Genomic DNA, 271 nt, shown 5'->3' on the forward strand with positions numbered 1-271 from the left:
GTTAAAGACTCTAAAGTAGTTAACCAATCAGTCTCCAAATACGCCTTCCTATTGGATGGAGTTAACAGCTGGTTCTTGGCACAAGACTTGCAGAAAGTCTCTGGGGGATCCACTGGATATGCTGCTAAGAAAGTCGGGGACACAGTTACTGTCCAAAGCTTTGCCTCTCGCTATCAAACAGGAGAACCTATTGCCAGCTTTGTAAAGGGTAAGAAGTATAAGATCAAGCAGGTTAAATCCGTCAAACAGTCTAAGTCAAAACGTGCTTACC

Annotated in this window: 1 protein-coding gene; it reads left to right on the forward strand. The window is 43.5% G+C overall.

Annotation, left to right across the window (positions count from 1 at the left end; translation table 11 throughout):
• Nucleotides 1-75 precede the first annotated feature (75 nt).
• Nucleotides 76-271 (forward strand): hypothetical protein (locus ACS2QP_RS27735; RefSeq protein ID WP_438883061.1); only part of this gene is annotated, 196 nt, incomplete at its 3' end.

Origin of the sequence: Bacillus cereus group sp. Bce019 (genome assembly GCF_051781745.1) — a bacterium.
GTDB classification, from domain to species: Bacteria; Bacillota; Bacilli; order Bacillales; family Bacillaceae_G; genus Bacillus_A; species Bacillus_A cereus.